General features: G+C 69.3%; 14 protein-coding genes. 10 read left to right on the plus strand and 4 right to left on the minus strand.

The features are described 5' to 3' along the window. Positions 1 to 376: 376 nt before the first annotated feature. Complete coding sequence (locus ACTB72_RS15300) at positions 377 to 2,035, plus strand: electron transfer flavoprotein-ubiquinone oxidoreductase (RefSeq protein WP_463037864.1); 1,659 nt, start codon at positions 377 to 379, stop codon at positions 2,033 to 2,035. 482 nt (positions 2,036 to 2,517) lie between these two features. On the opposite strand, the gene ACTB72_RS15305 is transcribed toward ACTB72_RS15300, so the two are convergent. Continuing rightward, complete coding sequence (locus tag ACTB72_RS15305) at positions 2,518 to 2,790, minus strand: helix-turn-helix domain-containing protein (RefSeq protein ID WP_463037865.1); 273 nt, start codon at positions 2,788 to 2,790, stop codon at positions 2,518 to 2,520. Positions 2,791 to 3,078: 288 nt separating this feature from the next. Between ACTB72_RS15305 and ACTB72_RS15310 the strand changes: the two genes are divergently transcribed. The 5 genes from ACTB72_RS15310 to ACTB72_RS15330 all read left to right on the plus strand — a co-directional run bounded on the left by ACTB72_RS15310 (position 3,079) and on the right by ACTB72_RS15330 (position 8,445). Continuing rightward, on the plus strand, positions 3,079 to 3,903 hold the full coding sequence (locus tag ACTB72_RS15310; RefSeq protein ID WP_463037866.1) for an OmpA family protein: 825 nt from the start codon (positions 3,079 to 3,081) through the stop codon (positions 3,901 to 3,903). A gap of 306 nt (positions 3,904 to 4,209) precedes the next feature. Continuing rightward, positions 4,210 to 6,060: a M3 family oligoendopeptidase gene (locus tag ACTB72_RS15315; RefSeq protein ID WP_463037867.1), complete on the plus strand. Its 1,851-nt coding sequence runs from the start codon at positions 4,210 to 4,212 to the stop codon at positions 6,058 to 6,060. A 117-nt stretch (positions 6,061 to 6,177) separates the two neighbouring features. Further along, complete coding sequence (hisD, locus tag ACTB72_RS15320) at positions 6,178 to 7,518, plus strand: histidinol dehydrogenase (RefSeq protein ID WP_463037868.1); 1,341 nt, start codon at positions 6,178 to 6,180, stop codon at positions 7,516 to 7,518. Next, positions 7,515 to 7,985 (plus strand): UPF0262 family protein, encoded by a 471-nt coding sequence (locus tag ACTB72_RS15325; RefSeq protein WP_463037869.1) that lies wholly within the window; start codon positions 7,515 to 7,517, stop codon positions 7,983 to 7,985. The genes hisD and ACTB72_RS15325 overlap by 4 nt, the downstream gene beginning before the upstream one ends. Positions 7,986 to 7,998: 13 nt before the next feature. Then, positions 7,999 to 8,445 (plus strand): arsenate-mycothiol transferase ArsC, encoded by a 447-nt coding sequence (locus ACTB72_RS15330; RefSeq protein WP_463037870.1) that lies wholly within the window; start codon positions 7,999 to 8,001, stop codon positions 8,443 to 8,445. A gap of 31 nt (positions 8,446 to 8,476) precedes the next feature. On the opposite strand, the gene ACTB72_RS15335 is transcribed toward ACTB72_RS15330, so the two are convergent. Next, positions 8,477 to 9,163 carry a 2OG-Fe(II) oxygenase gene (locus ACTB72_RS15335; protein ID WP_463037871.1) on the minus strand — a complete coding sequence of 229 codons (687 nt, stop codon included), beginning with the start codon at positions 9,161 to 9,163 and terminating at the stop codon, positions 8,477 to 8,479. A gap of 194 nt (positions 9,164 to 9,357) precedes the next feature. Here ACTB72_RS15335 and ACTB72_RS15340 point away from each other — a divergent pair, with 194 nt between their 5' ends. The 4 genes from ACTB72_RS15340 to ACTB72_RS15355 all read left to right on the plus strand — a co-directional run bounded on the left by ACTB72_RS15340 (position 9,358) and on the right by ACTB72_RS15355 (position 13,303). Next, complete coding sequence (locus ACTB72_RS15340; protein ID WP_463037872.1) at positions 9,358 to 10,188, plus strand: IclR family transcriptional regulator; 831 nt, start codon at positions 9,358 to 9,360, stop codon at positions 10,186 to 10,188. Positions 10,189 to 10,374: 186 nt separating this feature from the next. Next, complete coding sequence (locus ACTB72_RS15345; protein ID WP_463037873.1) at positions 10,375 to 11,436, plus strand: TRAP transporter substrate-binding protein; 1,062 nt, start codon at positions 10,375 to 10,377, stop codon at positions 11,434 to 11,436. Further along, positions 11,433 to 11,948 carry a TRAP transporter small permease subunit gene (locus ACTB72_RS15350; RefSeq protein WP_463037874.1) on the plus strand — a complete coding sequence of 172 codons (516 nt, stop codon included), beginning with the start codon at positions 11,433 to 11,435 and terminating at the stop codon, positions 11,946 to 11,948. Before ACTB72_RS15345 ends, ACTB72_RS15350 begins: the two co-directional genes overlap by 4 nt. Continuing rightward, on the plus strand, positions 11,945 to 13,303 hold the full coding sequence (locus ACTB72_RS15355) for a TRAP transporter large permease (protein WP_463037875.1): 1,359 nt from the start codon (positions 11,945 to 11,947) through the stop codon (positions 13,301 to 13,303). The genes ACTB72_RS15350 and ACTB72_RS15355 overlap by 4 nt, the downstream gene beginning before the upstream one ends. 327 nt (positions 13,304 to 13,630) lie before the next feature. On the opposite strand, the gene ACTB72_RS15360 is transcribed toward ACTB72_RS15355, so the two are convergent. Both ACTB72_RS15360 and ACTB72_RS15365 read right to left on the minus strand, forming a co-directional pair. Beyond that, the gene (locus ACTB72_RS15360) at positions 13,631 to 15,235 is read right to left on the minus strand and encodes an FMN-binding glutamate synthase family protein (protein ID WP_463037876.1); all 1,605 of its coding nucleotides are present in this window, start codon (positions 15,233 to 15,235) and stop codon (positions 13,631 to 13,633) included. A gap of 180 nt (positions 15,236 to 15,415) precedes the next feature. Then, positions 15,416 to 15,708: AMP-binding enzyme (locus ACTB72_RS15365; RefSeq protein WP_463037877.1), on the minus strand; the 293-nt coding region annotated here is incomplete at its 5' end.

Below are 15,708 nucleotides of genomic sequence, written 5' to 3' on the forward strand. Positions count from 1 at the left end.
CGCGGCCCGCGCGGCGACGAGGGCCTCGGATTCGGCGAACCGGTCCGCCGGGGTTTCTCCCAGCGTCTCGTCCACCCCGCAATCCAGCTGGAATTCCAGCGCGGCGCGCAAGGCCTCGCGCCCCGCCGAGGCCCAGGCCGCGCCGCCGGTCCCCGTCATGCCCATGCCCGTCATCCGCGCCCGCTCCTCCATCCCGCGCATCCTAACCCCGGCCCGCCGCCCCCGATAGGGGGCGCCCCCGCCTCTCCCCACCTCGCGCCGCCCGTCACACAAGGGTTTGCGTGCTGATCGGTTGACGACCCCCCACCCGCGCTTTACCTCGAAGCTCGGTCGCAACCTGCCGTGCGGCCATCGTAGAGTTACGAAGGATGCCCGGATGAGCGAGATCGAACGCGAAACCATGGACGTCGACGTCGTCATCGTCGGTGCCGGCCCTGCGGGCCTGAGCGCCGCGATCCGGCTCAAGCAGCTCGGCGGCGAAGACCTCAACGTGGTGGTGCTCGAGAAGGGCTCCGAGGTCGGCGCGCATATTCTTTCGGGCGCGGTGCTCGACCCGTCGGGTCTCGATGCGCTGATCCCCGACTGGAAGGCGAAGGGCGCGCCGCTCAACACGCCCGTGACCGACGACCGCTTCCTGATGCTCGGCGCCGCGGGCGACATGCGGATCCCCAACTTCCCGATGCCGCCGCTGATGGACAATCACGGCAACTACATCGTCTCCATGGGCAATGTCTGCCGCTGGATGGCCGAGCAGGCCGAGGAACTGGGGGTCGAGATCTTCCCCGGCATGTCGTGCTCCGAACTGGTCTATGGCGACGATGGCGAAGTGGTCGGCGTGGTCGCCGGCGAGTTCGGCAAGAACCCCGACGGCACCCAGGGCCCGAACTACGAGCCGGGGATGGAGTTGCGCGGCAAATACGTGATGCTGGCCGAGGGCGTGCGCGGCTCGCTCTCGAAGATCGCCATCGAGAAATTCGCCCTGTCGGAAGGCAAGGAGCCGCAGAAATACGGCCTCGGCATGAAAGAGGTGTGGGAGATCGACCCCGCCAAACACAAGCCCGGCCAGGTCACCCACACCATGGGCTGGCCGCTGGGCGACAATGCCGGCGGCGGGTCGTTCATCTACCACGGTGAGAACAACCAGGTGTTCATCGGCTTCGTGGTGCACCTGAACTACAAGAACCCGTATCTTTACCCGTACATGGAGTTCCAGCGCTTCAAGCATCACCCCGCCATCGCCGGGATGCTGGAGGGCGGCAAGCGCGTCGCCTACGGGGCCCGCGCCATCACCGAGGGCGGCTGGCAGTCGATGCCCAAGCTGACCTTCCCCGGCGGCGTGCTGCTGGGCTGCTCGGCCGGCATGGTCAACGTGCCCCGCATCAAGGGCAACCACAACGCCATGCTGTCGGGCAAGGCGGCGGCGGAAGCGGCGTTCGAGGCGATCCAGGCCGGACGCGCCGGCGACGAGCTGACCGAATACGAGGCCGACGTCCGTTCCGGCCCCATCGCCGCGGACCTGAAGAAGGTGCGCAACGTCAAGCCGCTCTGGTCCCGCTACGGGCTGATCGGGGGCCTGGCGCTGGGGGGCTTGGACATGTGGTTCGCCTCGATCTTCGGGGGGACGCTGTTCGGGACGCTGGCGCATGGCAAGACCGACGCCGAGGCGACGGGGCGCGCGGCCAACTTCAAGCCGATCGACTATCCGCGCCCGGACGGGAAACTGAGCTTCGACCGGCTGACCAATGTGAGCTTCTCGGCCACCAACCACGAAGAGCACCAGCCCTGCCACCTGAAGCTGAAGGACCCGGAGATCCCGATCGCCTGGAACCTGAAGAAATACGACGAGCCGGCGCAGCGTTATTGCCCGGCCGGCGTCTATGAAGTGGTGCGCAACGACGACGGCTCCAACCCGCGCTTCGTGATCAACTTCCAGAACTGCGTGCACTGCAAGACCTGCGACATCAAGGATCCGACGCAGAACATCAACTGGACCACGCCGCAGGGCGGGGACGGGCCGAACTACCCCAACATGTGACGTCGCCCTGCGCCCGTATCGGACAGGGATCATCCAAGGGCCGCCGGCGTCGCATGCGCCGGCGGCCTTTCGTTTGGCGCTCGACGGCGACCAGCGCGTCGGCACGAGGGCGCGGCGGGGTGGGGTGGGGTGGGGTGGGGGCAGCCTCTACACGTCCGGCGTCCGACGCTCCGGGGCTCCGGGTCGCGCCCCTCCGTCTACGCGATGACCTTGAGCCAGAGTCGGCCTGAAATCGCCGCCTCCCGCCCGTTCGACGCGCCCGCCCAACCGCAGGAACGAAAGCCGACCGCAGGCCAGGCGGATCCGCCGGCTCGACGCCGGATCGGCGGCCGCGCAGGCTCGCGCCAATGCAGATCCCCGATCAAAGCCGCCCGACAAATCGTTGCGGGCAGGTGATTCTCTCCGCCTCAGCCCTGAAACGGGGACGGCAGGGCGGGGCGATGCGGCGCGCAGCGACGCGAGGGCCGCCCGGCCGTCGCGCCTCAGTCGGTCCCGCCGAGCCCGCGCAGCCGCCGGTAGAGCGTCGAGCGCCCGACCTCCAGCCGCCGCGCCGCCTCGGACAGGTTGCCGGCGTAAAGCCGCACCGCATGGCGGATGGCGTCGTCCTCGACCTCCGCCAGCGGTCTGGCATGGCCGTCGGGCCCGCGCAGCGGCGCGAAACCCTCGGGCCCGCCGCCGTCCCCGCCCGCCGACTCACCCGCGGCCTGCGCGTTCCCGCGCGCGCCGCGGCGCCCGGCTTTCCCATCATCGATCATTTGACTTATCCGTATCGCCCTCGACCCAAAGCCTTGAAACGCGGATGACTCGATTTACGCTCTCGACTGAACCGGCGCGAAACTATGGGAAGAACCCCAATGTGTTGTTAAAACGAGACGAGAGGTGATTTCCGTGGCGCCATTCCGACTTGGATCGCGCCGGAAGGTTGATCGCCGCCACGGATCGTGGCATCGGAACCGCAGGGTGCAGTCGGAAGTACACGATGGCCGGCGCCCACACTTTCATGACCCGGCGGCGCAGCCGGGCGAACCGAGACGGAGAGAGGGATGAACATCATTTCCCGGACTGCCCTGGCTGGAACCGCCCTGGCGCTTGCCGGCTGCTCGTATCTGCCGGGCGCGAACCTGGGCGACACGTTCACGGCCGAAAGCTACCTTGGGACCTCGATCGAGGGCTCGGGTTTCAATGCGGCGCTGGCGCGCGAGTATCAGGCGCTCGCCGTCCGCTCCGCGCGCACCGACGTGAACTGGATGGACTCGACCGCCTACATCGCCAAGTCGCAGGCCGCTGCGGCCGGCGGCGTGGCGCCGTGGACCCCGGCCGAGCTCGGCGTCACCGCCGAGGGCTATGACGACGTGGTCGCCCTCGTCAATGCGAACATGAGCGTCCGCCCCGAGGCGTGCGCCAAGGCCCAGGCCTACTGGGACCAGTACCTCGAGTCGCTGGCCGAGGGCGCCTTCGCCTGCGTGTCGGCCGCCGATGCCAAGGCCATGCTGGACGAGGCCCTCGTGGCCTGCCGCGGCGTCGCCTCGGACCTGACGGTCTACTTCGGCTTCGACAAGTCCGACATCACCGCCGCGGCCCAGGCCGTGATCGATGAGGTCGTCACCATGCTCGCCTCCTACAGCGCGCCGCTGGTGTCGATCGTCGGCCACACGGACACTTCGGGCTCCTTCGCTTACAACCAGAAGCTGTCCGAGCGTCGCGCCACGGCCGTCGAGCGGGCCATCCTGTCCCGCTCCGCGTCCACCGGCGTCAATGCCGGCACCATCTCGAAGTCCGGCCGTTCGGAAACCGATCTGGCCGTTCCGACCGGCGACGGCGTGCGCGAGCCGCGCAACCGTCGCGCCACCATCGCGATCTCCGAGTGATCGTGTGACGGCGGCCGCGGGCCCTCGGGCCTGCGGCGCTTCACGGCTGAACCTGATGACGCCCCGTGCAACTCGCGCGGGGCGTTTTCGCTTTCAGGCCGGCGCTCAGGGGTCGCGCCGCCCCCGCCCGCCAAGCCCTGCGCGCACCGCGCAAATGGCCCCGAACCGCCGCCCGATCCGCGCGCTTTCGTCCCGCCTTCCCCGTCCCGCGCGCGAATTCCGGTGAACGGCGCCTTTCTAGAGCCGCCTCGCCGGGCTATATGCGACCCGCGCCCCGGACCGATCCCGCCTGTGGAGAAGCCTCTTATGCCCCGTCCCTTCCGCCTCGACCGTCTTCCCCTGGCCGACGCCGCCGACACCGGCCATGGCGCGCCCGGCGGACCGCTGGGCGACCTTCCGGAATGGAACCTCGACGACCTCTATCCCGGCCCCGACGCCCCGGCGCTGAAGTCCGATCTCGACGCCGCGCGGGCCGAAGCGCTGGCGCTCGCCGAGGAATTCGAAGGCAGGATGGCCGGCCTATCCGGCGACGCCATGGCCGACGCGGTGATCCGTTACGAGCGGCTGCAGCAGCGGCTCGGCCGGGTCATGTCCTATGCGGGCCTGCGCCATTACCAGAACACCTCCGACCCCGAGCGCGCCAAGTTCATGGGCGACCGCCATGGCGAGGTCACCGACATCACCGCGCCCACCGTGTTCTTCGCGCTGGAGCTGAACCGGATCGAGGACGCGGACCTCGCCCGCATGCTGGCCGAAAGCCCCGCCCTGACCCGCTACCAGCCCTGGCTGGAGCGTCTGCGCGCCTACCGCCCCTACCAGCTCTCCGACGAGCTCGAAAAATTCCTGCACGATCAGTCCGTGGTCGGCGCCGCCGCATGGAACCGCCTCTTCGACGAGACCATGGCCCGCCTGACCTTCGACGTGGCGGGCGAGGACGAGCCCCTGCCGCTCGAGACCACGCTGACCATGCTGTCGGACGCCGATCGCGGCCGCCGCGCCGCCGCCGCCGCTGCGCTGTCGACCGTCTTCGCCGAGCAGCTGCCGATCTTCACCCGGATCATGAACACGCTGGCGAAAGAGCAGGAGATCGAGACGCGCTGGCGCAAGATGCCCTCCGCCCAGACCGGCCGGCACCTGTCCAACCATGTGGAACCGGAAGTGGTCCAGGCGCTGCGCGATGCGGTGGTCGCGGCCTATCCCCGCCTCTCGCACCGCTATTACACGCTGAAGGCCGGCTGGCTCGGCCTCGACAAGCTTCAGCACTGGGACCGCAACGCCCCCCTGCCCGACGAGCCCGACCGCAGGGTCGGCTGGGAGGAGGCGAAGGCCACCGTGCTCGACGCCTACGCCGATTTCTCGCCCCGGATGGGGGAGCTGGCCGAGCCGTTCTTCCGCAACGGCTGGATCGACGCCCCGGTGAAGCCAGGCAAGGCGCCGAGCGCCTTCGCCCATCCGACCGTGACCGACGCGCATCCCTATGTGATGCTGAACTACCTCGGCAAAACCCGGGACGTGATGACGCTCGCCCATGAGCTCGGCCACGGGGTTCACCAGATCCTCGCCGCCGACCAGGGCGAATTCCTGTCCTCGACGCCGCTGACCCTGGCCGAAACCGCGTCGGTCTTCGGCGAGATGCTGACCTTCCGCCGGCTGCTGGACCGCGAGACCGACCCGAAAAAGCGGCGCACGCTGCTGGCCGGCAAGGTCGAGGACATGCTCAACACCGTGGTCCGCCAGATCGCGTTCTATGATTTCGAGTGCCGGGTCCATGCGGCCCGCGCCGAAGGCGAGCTGACCGGCGACGATCTGGGCGAGATCTGGATGCAGGTTCAGAAGGAAAGCCTCGGACCTATCTTCGAATTCGCACCGGGCTACGAGACGTTCTGGGCCTATATCCCGCATTTCATCCACTCGCCCTTCTACGTTTACGCCTATGCGTTCGGCGACGGCCTGGTGAACGCGCTCTACGCGGTCTACGAGGACGGCGGGCCCGGCTTCCAGGACAAGTATTTCGAGATGCTGGCCGCCGGCGGTTCCAAGGGTCACAAGGCGCTTCTGGCCCCGTTCGGCCTCGACGCCACCGACCCGGAGTTCTGGCAGAAGGGCCTCGGCCTGATCGACCGGATGATCGGCGAGCTGGAAGCGTCCGAGGTCTGACCGCCCCCGGCGCCGCCCTCCCCGGGGGCGGCGCGCCCCGCCGGCTTCCTTCGGCCCCCCGGTTGCCCCCCGACGCCGCGACCGCTATCACCGCAGGGTGCCGTTCAGGGAGGTTCCATGCCCGTCATCCTCCGCGCCGACCAGCCGGACTTCGAGTCGCGTTTCCAGGCCCTTCTGGCCCTGAAGCGGGAATCGGCCCCGGAGGTGGACGACGTCGTCGCCGCCATCCTCGATGACGTGCGGACCCGCGGCGACGACGCGGTGATCGAATACACCTCGCGTTTCGACCGGCTCGACCTCGCCCCCGACACGCTCGCCATCTCGCGCGAGGAAATCGCCGCCGCCTCCCTCGCCGTCCCGCCCGAAGAGGCGCAGGCGTTGGAGCTCGCGGCCGTCCGGATCGAGGCCTATCACCGCCGCCAGCTGCCCGAACCCGTCAGCTTCGAGGACGGGGCCGGGGCCACGCTCGGCTGGCGCTGGACCCCGGTGGACGCGGCCGGGCTCTATGTGCCGGGCGGGACCGCGTCCTACCCGTCCTCGCTGCTGATGAACGCCATTCCCGCCCGCGTCGCGGGCGTGCGGCGGCTCGCGGTGTGCATGCCGACGCCCGGCGGCAAGGTGAACCCGCTGACCCTGCTCGCGGCCCGCCTCGCGGGCGTCACCGAGATCTTCCGCATCGGCGGCGCCCAGGCCATCGGCGCGCTCGCCTACGGCACCCGGACCATCCGGCCCGTCGACAAGATCGCCGGCCCCGGCAACGCCTATGTCGCCGCCGCCAAGCGCCGGGTGTTCGGGACGGTGGGCATCGACATGATCGCCGGCCCCTCGGAAATTCTGGTCATCGCCGATGCAGCCCAGAATCCCGACTGGATCGCGATGGACCTGCTTTCCCAGGCCGAGCATGACGAAAGCGCCCAGTCGATCCTCGTCACCGACAGCGCCGCCATGGCCCAGGCGGTGATCGCGGCGGTGGAGCGCGCGCTCGCCCTCCTGCCCCGCCGCGACATCGCGGAGGCGTCGTGGCGCGCCAACGGCGCGGTGATCCTGACCCGCGACCTCGTCCAGGCCGCCGAGATCTCCGACCGCGTCGCGCCCGAGCATCTGGAGATCTGCACCGCCGACCCGGAGGGCCTCTCCGCCCATATCCGCCATGCCGGCGCGATCTTCCTCGGCGCCTACACGCCCGAGGCCATCGGCGATTATGTGGGCGGGCCCAACCATGTGCTGCCCACCGCACGCTCGGCCCGGTTCTCGTCCGGCCTCTCGGTGCTCGACTTCATGAAGCGCACCACCCTCGCCCGCATGACCCCCGGCGCGCTCGCCGCCATCGGGCCGGCGGCCGAAATCCTCGCCCGCTCCGAAGGGCTGGAGGCGCATGCCCGCGCGGTCCGCCTCCGGCTCGACGCGCTGAACGAAGCGCCGGCCCCGCGCGCCGACGCGAAAGAGGGCTCGAAATGACCCGCCTGACCGCCATCACCCTCGACGAAGCCGGCCTCGCCGCGCCGACGCCGGAAGTGGAGCAGGAGCGCAAGGTCGCGATCTACGACCTGCTGGAGGAGAACAGCTTCGCGCTCGCCCGCGACGGCGCCCCCGACGGACCCTATGCGCTGGGGCTGGGGATCGTGGACCGGCGCGTGGTCTTCGCGCTGACCACCGAGGCGGGGGACCCGGCCGGCGAATTCCACCTGTCGCTGGGCCCGTTCCGGCAGATCATAAAAGACTATTTCGCGATCTGCGAAAGCTATTACGACGCCGTCAAACGTCTGCCCCCTTCCCAGATCGAGGCGATCGACATGGGCCGGCGCGGCATCCACAACGAGGGCGCGCGGATCCTGCGCGAGCGTCTCGAAGGCAAGGCCGATGTGGACGCCGACACCGCGCGGAGGCTGTTCACCCTGGTCTGCGTCCTGCACTTCAAGGGCTGAGCGCGGGCGGACCATGGCCCTGCTCCCCGCCTCCATCCTCTTCTGCTGCGACCATAACGCGGTCCGCTCCCCCATGGCGGAGGGGCTGATGAAGAAGCTCCACGGCGCCCGCGTCTTCGTGCAGTCGGCGGGGGTGAAGCATGACATGGAGGTCGACCCCTTCGCCGTCTCGGTCTGCTCCGAGATCGGGGTGGAGCTGGAAAGGCACCGCGCCCGGTCGTTCGAGGATCTGGCGACGGTCGGAGAGCAGATCGACAGCTACGAGATGATCGTGGCGCTGTCGCCCGCCGCCCAGCGCGCCGCGCTCGATCACACCCGGTGGTACGCGACCGAGGTGCGCTACTGGCCCACCCTCGACCCCACCGGGATCGGGGAGCGGCGGGAGCAGAAGCTCGACGCCTATCGCGCGACGCGGGACCAGATTCTCGCGAACCTTCGGAAGGAATTCCCGGCGTTCTGAGGGGGGGCGGTGCGGCGGGTTTGCACCCGCCCTACGTGGCATCGTGGAAGATGATGCCCAGCGTCGTCCGCTCGCCCGTGCGCAGGCTCGACACGCCGTGGCGCTGCTTCACCCGGTAGGTTCCCCGCGTGCCCTGCCGGGGCCGGTCCGACACCGCGAAGGCCACCGCATGGCCCTGACGCAGGGGGACCACCGACGCGCGGGACTGTATGCGGGGGCGTTGCTCGGTCAGCACGAACTCGCCGCCCTCGAAGGCGTCGGGCGGGCTCAGCAGGACCACCACCTGGATCGGGAAGGCGAGGTCGCCGTAGAGGTCCTGGTGCAGGCAGTTGTAGTCTCCCGGCCCGTAGCGGAGCATCAGCGGCGTCGGCTTCGTCTGTCCCGCCGCAGCGCAGAGCGCGCGGAACTCGGCATGGGCGGCCGGATAGGGCGCCCCCTGCCCCATCCGCCCGGCCCAGGCGTTGGCGAGCGGCGCGAGCCGGGCGTAGAGGCTGGCGCGCAGCCCCGCGATCAGGCCCGGCAGCGGGTCGGCGAAGTACTTGTATTCCCCCTCCCCGAAGCCGTGCCGGCGCATGACGACATGGCTGCGGAAGGGCGCCTCCTGCGGGTAGAGGGCGGCGAGCCCCGCGCAGTCCTCGGGGCTCAGCACCGGACCGAGATCGGCGTGGCCGTCGGCGTCCAGCGCGTCGGAGACATCGGGAAGATCGAAGGCAGGCATCGGCGGGCTCCTTGGACGGGGTGCGGGTGAGCCTTCATCGTCCCTCCGGCCCCGCCGCGCAGCCCGTTTCCTGCGCGGCCCGAAGTCCCGGCGTCGGTGATCCGGCCGCGCGCTTGCGCGCGCCGCGCCCCCATGTCATCGAAAGCATGATCGAATGCATCACGGATCTGATGGCTGAATTCGGGAGACGACGCTTGGACGGCACGGGAGAGGTTCGCTACGGCGGCATGGTCAAATCGGCCGTGCGCGTCATCGAGATCCTGGAATTCTTCGAGGCCGAACGCCGCGCGCTCAAGGTCAGCGAGATCGTGGAGGGACTGAACCTGCCGCAATCCTCGGTCTCGACCCTGATGAAGACGCTGGCCGCGCAAGGCTATGTGGAGTTCGAGCCGCAGACCCGCCGCTACCGTCCCGCCGCGCGGCTCGCCTTCCTCGGCCACTGGGCGCTGGGGGGGCCGGGCAATGTCGAGCAGGTGCAGATCCTGATGCGCGCGCTCGCCGAGCAGACCGGGGAATCGGTGCTGCTGGGCGGGCGGAAGGGCCTGTTCATGCAATATCTCTCGATCATCGAGAGCCCGCACAACCTGCGCTTTTCGCTGCGCCCCGGGCTGGTGCGGCCGCTGCATGGCTCGGGCATCGGGATCATGCTGCTGACCCGCCGCTCGGACGACGAGGTCCGCCGCATCGTGCGCCGCCACCGCGCCGAATTCGGGTCCGAGGACGATTGGCCGGACGAGGAGCGCACGCTGGAAAACGTCCGCCTCGCCCGCGCCCAAGGCTATATCGAGACCTTCGGCATCGCCTCGCGCGGGGCGGGGACCATCTGCACCCTGCTGCCGATGCCGGGCTCGGGCCCCTGCCTCGGCATCGCGGTCGGCGGCCCGCTCAGCCGGCTCGACAGTCGCCGCGAGGCATTGCGCGACGTGCTGATCCGCGCCGTCGCCGCCTTCGCCCGCGACCTGGCGGAGGACGCAGGGGCGGAGGCCGAGCGCACCGCGCCGGACGTCATCCGAACCGGCCCCTAGGGCGCCCGGACCGCCCGCGCCCCGGGAAATCGGCCTCCCAGCCGCCCCGCCGCCCAATCCCGACTGGACGTGTCGGGCACGGGAGGCGATAGATCGTGGACGCCGACGGACGGGCTCGCCCGACCGCTCAAAGAGCGTCCGGAGCGGCCTCGGGGTCGCGACCGGCGGATCCAGGGAGGGAACCACATGATCACGCGCAGAACCGGCCTTCGCGGTCTGGCCGCCGCCGCGGCCGCCGCCTTCGTCGCCGCCCTGCCCGGCGCTTCGGGCGCGCAGGCGCAGGAATTCACCTTCAAGCTGCACCATCTGCTGTCCGCACAGGCCCCGGCGCATTCCAGGATGCTGGTCCCCTGGGCCGCGCAGGTGGAGGCGAATTCCGGCGGCCGGGTGAAGATCGAGATCTACCCCGCGATGACCCTCGGCGGTCGCCCGCCCGAGCTGATCAACCAGGTGCGCGACGGCGTCGTCGACCTGATCTGGACGGTCAACGGCTACACCCCCGGCCTCTTCCCGCGCACCGAGGTGTTCGAACTGCCCAACGTCTTCACCAACGATCCCCGCGCCGCCGATCTCGCGATGAACGAGATGCTGGAATCGGGCGCGCTCGCCGACGACTACAAGGGCATGCAGGTGATGTTCCTGCACGTCCATGCCGGTCAGGCGATGCATATGCGCGACAAGCTGGTGCGGATGCCGGCGGATCTCGCGGGGCTCAAGATCCGCACCCCCACCCGCACCAACGCCTGGGTGATCGAGGCGCTCGGCGCCGTCCCCGTCGCGATGCCGGTGCCCGACCTGCCGCCTGCGCTGCAAAAGGGCGTGGTCGACGGCGCCTTCATCCCGTTCGAGATCATCCCGCCGCTCAAGATCCAGGACCAGACCCGGTATCAGATCGAGCTGGCGGACGAGGGACGGCTCGGCACCACCACCTTCCAGGTCTCGATGAACCAGGCCCGCTGGGACGCGCTGCCTGACGACATCAGACAGGCGTTTTCGGATGCCTCGGGCCCCGAATGGCAGGCGCAGGTCGGCGACATCTGGCGGGCGTCGGACGATTTCGGCATCGGCCTCGCGGTCAAGGCGGGCAACGAGCACATCACGCTCAACGCCGAGGAGACCGCGGCCTTCGAGACCGCCATGGACCCGGTGGTGGCGAAATGGGTCGAAGAGGTGAAGGGCAAGGGCATCGACGGCCAGGCCCTGGTCGACGAGGCCCGTGACCGCATCGCCGCGCACACGGCGAAATGAGCGACGAGCCCCGTCGCCGCGCCGGCTGGACCGGCGCGGCGGCCCGCGCGATCGAGCTCTGGGCGCTCGCCGGCGGCTGCCTGCTGCTGGCGGTCGTGCTGCTCAACGCCGCCTCGGTGATCGGGGGGGTGGTCTGGGTCCCGGTGCCCGGCGAGTTCGAGCTGACCGAGATGGGCGTGGCGGTCGCGGCTTTCACGTTCCTGCCGTGGTGCCAGCTGACCGGCGCCAACGTCACCGCCGACATCTTCACCGCCCGCGCCTCGCGCGTCTGGACCGCGCGCTTCGCACTGGCCGCGTCGGTGGTGGCGCTGTTCTTCGCGCTGCTGCTGCTGTGGCGGATGTGGGCGGGGATGGAGGACCAGCGCGAATACGACTACATGACCGCCATCCTTCAGGTCCCGGTCTGGTGGGCCTTCCCGCCGATCCTGGTGTCGCTCGCCCTGCTGGCGCTCGCCGCCCTGGTGTCGCTTGTCGAGGCGGCGCCGGTCGCCGCCGGCAGGGGCACCGCATGATCGACGCGGTGACCCTCGGCGTGCTGGGACTGGTGGCGCTGGTCGCGCTGATCGCGCTGCGCATGCCGATCGCCTATGCGATGATCCTGGTGTCGGGCATCGGCATCACCTGGCTGAACGGCTCGGCCCTGATGCTCAACCAGCTGAAAACGCTGGCCTATGGGCAATTCTCCATCCACTCGCTGTCGGTGATCCCGATGTTCGTGCTGATGGGGGCGCTGGCCTCGAAGGCCGGGCTGTCGCAGGCCCTGTTCCGCGGCGCCAACGCCTGGCTGGGCCGTCTGCCGGGCGGCACCGCCATGGCCGCCATCGCCGCCTGCGCGGGGTTCGGGGCGGTCTGCGGCTCGTCGCTCGCCACCGCCTCGACCATGGGGCGCGTCGCCCTGCCCGAGCTTGCGCGCTACAACTATTCCGGCGCGCTCGCCACCGGGACGCTGGCGGCGGGGGGCGTGCTCGGCATCCTCATCCCGCCCTCGGTGGTGCTGATCGTCTACGCGATCATCACCGAGGCCAACATCGTCACCATGTTCATGGCGGCGATGATCCCCGGGCTGATCGCCGTCGGCCTGTTCCTGGTCACCATCGCGCTTTACGTGACGTTGCGGCCCGAAGCCGGCCCCCGCGGCGCGCCGGTCACAGCCGCCGAGCGTCGGGCCGCGACGCTGGGCGTGATCCCGGTGGTGGCGATCTTCGGGCTGGTGCTCGGCGGCATATATGCCGGCCTCTACAACCCGACCCCCGCCGCCGCCGTCGGCGTGTTCCTGGTCTGGGTGGTCGGCACGTTGCAGGGCCGCCTGCGCCTGCCCCAGATGGTCGAGGCGCTGAAGGAGACGGCGGGCGCCACCGGCATGATCTACCTGATCCTGCTCGGCGCCGAGATGATGAAGATCTTCATGTCCCGCATCGGCCTGCCGCAGGAGACGGCGGCCTGGATCGCGGGATCGGGGCTCACGCCCATGGCGGTGCTGCTGCTGCTGCTGCTGGCGCTGATCGTGCTGGGCTGCTTCCTCGACAGCCTGTCGATGATCCTGCTGGTGATCCCGTTCTTCTGGCCGGTGCTGATCGAGCTCAACGGCGGGCTCTACCAGGGGGCCGAGGGCGCGGGCTTCGGCCTGTCGACCGAAGAGCTCAACGTCTGGTTCGGGATTCTGGCGTTGATCGTGGTGGAGCTGGGGCTGATCACGCCGCCGGTGGGGATGAACGTCTTCGTGATCTCGGCGCTCGCGAAAGACGTGCCGATGAGCGAGACCTTCAAGGGCGTGGCCCCGTTCTTCGCGGCCGAAATGCTGCGCGTCGCCCTGCTGATCGTCTTCCCCGGCGTGGTGCTGTTCCTGCCGCGTCTGCTCGGCGGTTGAGCGACCGGGCAGGCCCCCACGTGACCCCACCATGAGCGGAGAGTTCATCTCCGAGCCATTCAACCTGAGGTAAACGAAACCTTATCGGGCCTCGCGGCTCGTTTGTCTTTGGCGTTCCACCCTGCGCTTTGAGTTTGGGGATCCGAAGTGAAGTGATGCGTCTCGGTTGCGAGGCGAAGGTCGGCCTGGTCGCGGCGGCGCCTTGGCGCAGCCCCGATCATGGCCGGCCTGTTCGGCGACGTCGCCGATGAACAGGCTCGCCCCTCTCCGCGCGGCCCCCCTCCTCCGCGAACGGGGAAGCAAGACGCGGGTCGGGGCGGGCGTCGGTCAGTCCAGGCGGGTGAAGCTTTCGGGGCGGGCGCGGCGCCAGCGGTTCATCAGGCTTTCGTCCTTGCAGGTGCCGTCGAGCAGGCTGCCCTCGTTGATCGGCAGGAACAGCAGGTCGCCCTCGATGGTCTGCCCCATCTTCTGGCGGAAGTTGAAGTGATAGGGGCTCAGCTCATAGGGCTGCTCCAGCCCCGCCGCGCCGATCATGTGGCCCAGCGCCTTGAGCGTGTTGTTGTGGAAATTCGCCACCCGCACCGACTTGTCGCCGACGTCGAGCGCGCGCTGGCGCAGCTTGTCCTGCGTCGCCACCCCCACCGGACATTCGTTGGTGTGGCAGGCCTGGGCCTGGATGCAGCCGATGGAGAACATGAAGCCGCGGGCCGAATTGCACCAGTCCGCACCCATCGCGAGCGTCTTGGCGATGTCGAAGGCGGTGACCTGCTTGCCCGCGGCCCCGATGCGGATCCGTCCCCGGATCCCGGCCCCGCGCAGCGTGTTGTGAACGATCATCAGGCCGTCCTGCAGCGGCATCCCCATATGGTTGGAGAATTCCAGCGGCGCGGCCCCGGTCCCGCCTTCGGACCCGTCGACGACGATGAAGTCGGCATAGATCCCGGTCTGGATCATCGCCTTGACGATGCACATGAATTCGCGCCGATGCCCGATGCAGAGCTTGAAGCCCACCGGCTTGCCGCCCGACAGCTCCCGCAGGCGGCCGATGAACGCGACCATCTCCAGCGGGGTATTGAACGCCGAATGCGAGGGGGGGGAGATGCAGTCCTCCCCCATCGGCACATGCCGCGCCTCGGCGATCTCCTCGGTGATCTTGGCGGCGGGCAACATGCCGCCATGGCCGGGCTTGGCGCCCTGCGACAGCTTCAGCTCGATCATCTTGACCTGCGGATCGGCGGCCTGCCTGGCGAAAAGCTCCGGGTCGAAGCCGCCGTCCGCGTTGCGGCAGCCGAAATAGCCGGTGCCCACCTGGAAGATCAGGTCGCCCCCGCCCGCGCGGTGATAGCGCGAAATCCCGCCCTCGCCCGTGTCATGGGCGAAGCCGGCGAGCTTCGCCCCCTTGTTCAGCGCATGGATGGCGTTGCCCGACAGCGCGCCGAAGCTCATCGCCGAGATGTTGTAGATCGAGGCGTTGTAGGGCTGTTTGCAGTCGGGCCCGCCGATGGAGACGCGGAAGTCGAAATCGGTGACGTGCTTGGTGGCGACCGAATGGGTCATCCACGAATAGCCGGCGTCGTAGACCCGCTCATGCGTGCCGAAGGGCTTGGCGTCCTCGACGTTCTTGGAGCGCTGATAGACGAGCGAGCGGACCTCGCGGCTGAAGGGCTCCTCGTCCTCGTCGCCTTCGATCAGATACTGACGGATTTCAGGGCGGATGCCTTCGAACAGCCAGCGCATGTGGCCGATCACGGGATAGTTGCGCAGCACCGCATGCCTGGACTGGCTCAAGTCGTAGATGCCGAGCAGGAACAGCGCCGACATCAGCACCCCGCCCACGGAGGCCATGAGGTCGTAGCCCGGAAGGGCCAGCGCAATGGCGAAGAACGTGATCGCCAGGACCGCCGTCATGGCGAAGGTGGTGTATCGCGTCATGTCGTCCAGAGCCTTTCCACCGAGGGTCTCGCGACGGCTCGCCGGGTCCGGCGCGTCGCGACTCGGCATGTAGCATGATCGTACGTAAATTCTTTCACCAACCGCAACGCGACCCCCAGCCTGCATCCGCAGGCCGGAGGCGCATGCCGCGCAGAGGCGTCCCCTTGGACGCGGCCCGGATCAGGCCATGGATTGCAGCAGCTTGAGCAGGTTGGGCTTGTCCACTTTCTCGATGGCGTTGCGCGGCAGCACCTCGATGAAGAACAGCCGCTTGATCCGCTGGAGTTTGCCGAGCCGGGCGTTGGCGTGTTCGATCAGCGCGGCCTCGCTCACCCGCGCGCCCGGGCGCGCGACCACGCCCGCCCAGGGGATCTCGCCCCATTCCTCGTCCGGCGCGCCGGCGACGCCGACCTCCAGCACGTCGGGATGCGACTGGATCGCCTCCTCCAGGTCGGTGGCGTAGATGTTGAAGC

The organism is Albimonas sp. (assembly GCF_055129145.1).